This is a genomic window from Monashia sp. HAY1-2A (assembly GCF_056755315.1).
This window is the reverse complement of the sequence record NZ_JBNDHY010000257.1, coordinates 1-2940: the sequence shown is the minus strand read 5'-3', so window position 1 is coordinate 2940 and position 2940 is coordinate 1. Positions and strand designations below refer to the sequence as shown.

Sequence of the window (2940 nt, the reverse complement as noted above, 5' to 3'; positions counted from 1 at the left end):
CAGGGTGTCCCATGAGGTCCGGCTGATCGGCACCACCTCGTGCCCACCCAGCGCACGAGATCGCACTTGCAGGTGCCACCCGAGGAAGCCGTCCGCGCCGGTGATGACGACCTTCACGCGGAAACGCCCGCCAGGAGCCGATCGAACTCGGGGAGCCGCAGCAGCAGCTGCTTGGTGTCCTCGATGTCGAGCCTCTCTGTGTTCTCGCTGGTGTAGTCGTCGACGCGCGCCGGCAGGTCCTCGCCCTCCTCGAAGTAGAGCTCGTACTGCAGGGACCGAGCATCCAGGGGCACGCGAAAGTACTCACCCTGGTCCTGCGCGTTCGCGATCTCCTCGCGGCTGAGGAGGGTCTCGTGCATCTTCTCGCCGTGTCGCATGCCTAGGCGCGTGATGGTCGGCGCAGAGTCACCCAGGAGCTCTGCCACCGCACGTGCAAGCGTATCGACCGTGGACGCCGGCGCCTTGCGGACAAAAAGATCCCCGGGCTCGGCGTGGAGGAAGGCATGCTCGACGAGGTCAACCGACTCCTGGAGGGACATGAGAAACCGCGTCATCGAAGGCTCGGTGACAGTGAGCGGGCGCCCGGCCTGGAGTTGCTGGACGAAGAGCGGAATGACCGAACCCCGGCTGTACATGACGTTGCCGTAGCGAGTCACGGACACGGTGGTCCGGGACCCGGGGTGATTCCGCGCGAAGGCCTGCGCGGTCTTCTCCATGAGCGCCTTGGACATTCCCATGGCATTGACCGGGTAGACGGCCTTGTCGGTGCTCAGGCACACGACGCTGCGCACGCCAGCGGCTTCCGCCGCCTCGATCACGTTGCGGCTGCCCACCACGTTCGTCTTCACCGCCTGCTCTGGGAAGAACTCGCACGAGGGAACCTGTTTGAGCGCCGCAGCATGGAAGACAAAGTCGACCCCAACCGTCGCGGACTGAACGCTGTCGAGGTCACGCACGTCGCCCACGAACAGCTTGAGGCGTGAGTCGTCGACCCGGCGTCGCATCTCGTCCTGCTTCGCCTCGTCCCGCGACAAGACGCGGATCTGCCCCACGCCTCGTCTCAGCAGATGCTTGACCATGATGGAGCCGAAAGAGCCCGTGCCGCCCGTGATCAGGACGGTGGCCCCGTCGATGGAGGCTGTCATGACACCATGCCCTCTCGGCTCCCGGCCTTTTCCCTGTCCGTGCGCATCTGCCGCTCTTCCTATCCTTCGTCCCTGACGGTGCTCTCCCTCGCAACTACTCGTGGACCGTCGTCACGAGAGCCGACCAACTTCCATCATCTCGACATTTTGCGCATTTGCGGATCGTGCAAGCGCGCCGTGCCCCAGGCGCCGTCCTCGGCTCCCGCGCTGGGACACACGGCTCGACAGCCGCAGTGACCCACCACGCACCGGAGCACCCTCAGACGAGGGTCTTGCCGTAGGCGTTCATCTGCCGCCCCTCCCGAGTGGTGAACTGCTGGGTCAAGGACCAGCCACATCGCCTGTAGAAGGCATTGACCTTGTCGTTGCCCTGGCCGTCCGTGACCAGACGAGCCTGCTCGGACCCTAGGGAAGCCGCACGTGAGCACCATTCTGTGAGCAGCTTGGACCCGACGCCCAGACCCGCCGCCTCAGGCGCGACGAAGATCGAGCTGAGGAGTGCTGACGAGTTGTCCGAGCCCTCACCACCGCGATATTTCACGGCTCGGATGAGCCGTGGGGTTCGTCTGGGGTCAGCCAGAACCGCTCTCGCGCTCGCGACGGCGAAGCCGAAGAGCTGACGCTGGAGAAGTCGCTTGAAGAACCCCTCCGGCCGGGTGGTGCCGACCGCTGCGCCAACCAACCGTCCTCCATCGTCGACAGCGACGGCGGTGATCGCGGTGGAGTCGTTCAGGAAGCCCTTGTAGAACTGCTTCAGAAACGGCTCACCGAGCTGGGTGAGGAAGAAGTCAGGGAACGCCATCGTGTGCACGCCGGCCGCCGACCCGACGTCCTCGGCGTTCAGGTCGCGGATCACGATGGTTGCACTGGCCAGGCCCTGGGTCACGAAGCTCTCCGATCTGACGCGCCGGCCCCCGCCGCATCCAGCAGGAGCGCCTCGATGGCCGACACTCCCTGCGCCGCGGAGAACCGCCGTTCGTAATAGGTGCGTGCCGCCTGCTTCATCAGCGGCAAGTCCACGTCGCCGTTCGTAAGAACCTCCCGCAGGACGGCCGCCAACGCGTTGGCGTCCCCTAGCGGCACCGAGAACCCAGCCCGCGCCTCCCGCACGACGTTCTCTACATCGGCGCCGGCCGAGGCCAAGATCGGCACTCCGGCAGCCAGGGTCGCTTGAGTCTTGCTAGGCATGGTGGCCGAGGAAACCGAGTGCTCTCGCAGGCCGATGTAGGCCAGGTCTGCCGTGGCCATGAGCCGCGTCATCTCATTGGACTCAACGCGACCGATGAACCTGACGTTGTCCTGCCCGTCAGCCCTCGCCCGCAGTGCGCCTTCTGAAATGCCCGACCCCGCGATCAGGCAGAGCAGGCGAGGATCCTCGACCTGCGCGCACGCGTCTATCAGGGTCTCAAGGCCCTGGGCCTCCCCCAGCGAACCCGCATACAGGACGACCAGCGCCGATTCGGGAATACCGAGGGCGGAGCGCAGGGAGTCAGTCGTCGGGCGGAAGGTTGCCTCGTCGGCCCACATGGGGACGTAGTGCAGTCGGCTCGCATCGACACCGCGACGGCTGAGGATGTCGCCGACGCTCGGCGCGATGTAGGCGACCGACGACGCCGCGCGGTAGAGCGCGCCACACCAGCCGTCGAGGAGCCTGCGGGTGAGTCGGCCTCCGGCCCCATCACCGGAAAAACCACCCGCCAGAAGGGTGTCGGGCCACAGATCCAGAACGTGGACCACCGACGGGACCCCGAAGGCATACCGCGCGAGCAGCTGAGCGCCTCCCACGGTGACCGGC

General features: G+C 66.2%; 3 protein-coding genes. All 3 read right to left on the bottom strand.

Annotated elements, in window-relative coordinates; translation table 11 throughout:
- Positions 1-113: 113 nt before the first annotated feature.
- Positions 114-1145, bottom strand: coding sequence for a polysaccharide biosynthesis protein (locus ACPYOM_RS21465; protein ID WP_481339495.1), 1032 nt, complete (start codon positions 1143-1145; stop codon positions 114-116).
- A 259-nt stretch (positions 1146-1404) separates the two neighbouring features.
- Entirely contained in the window at positions 1405-2031 is a 627-nt protein-coding gene (locus tag ACPYOM_RS21460; protein WP_481347511.1) for a GNAT family N-acetyltransferase, read from the bottom strand.
- Positions 2028-2940: glycosyltransferase family 4 protein (locus tag ACPYOM_RS21455; protein WP_481347510.1), on the bottom strand; the 913-nt coding region annotated here is incomplete at its 5' end. The genes ACPYOM_RS21455 and ACPYOM_RS21460, both read right to left, overlap by 4 nt.

Bases quoted from the DNA above. Each gene is read 5' to 3' on its own strand.
- ACPYOM_RS21465 (WP_481339495.1), bottom strand. From the start codon at position 1,145: ATGACAGCCTCCATCGACGGGGCCACCGTCCTGATCACGGGCGGCACG.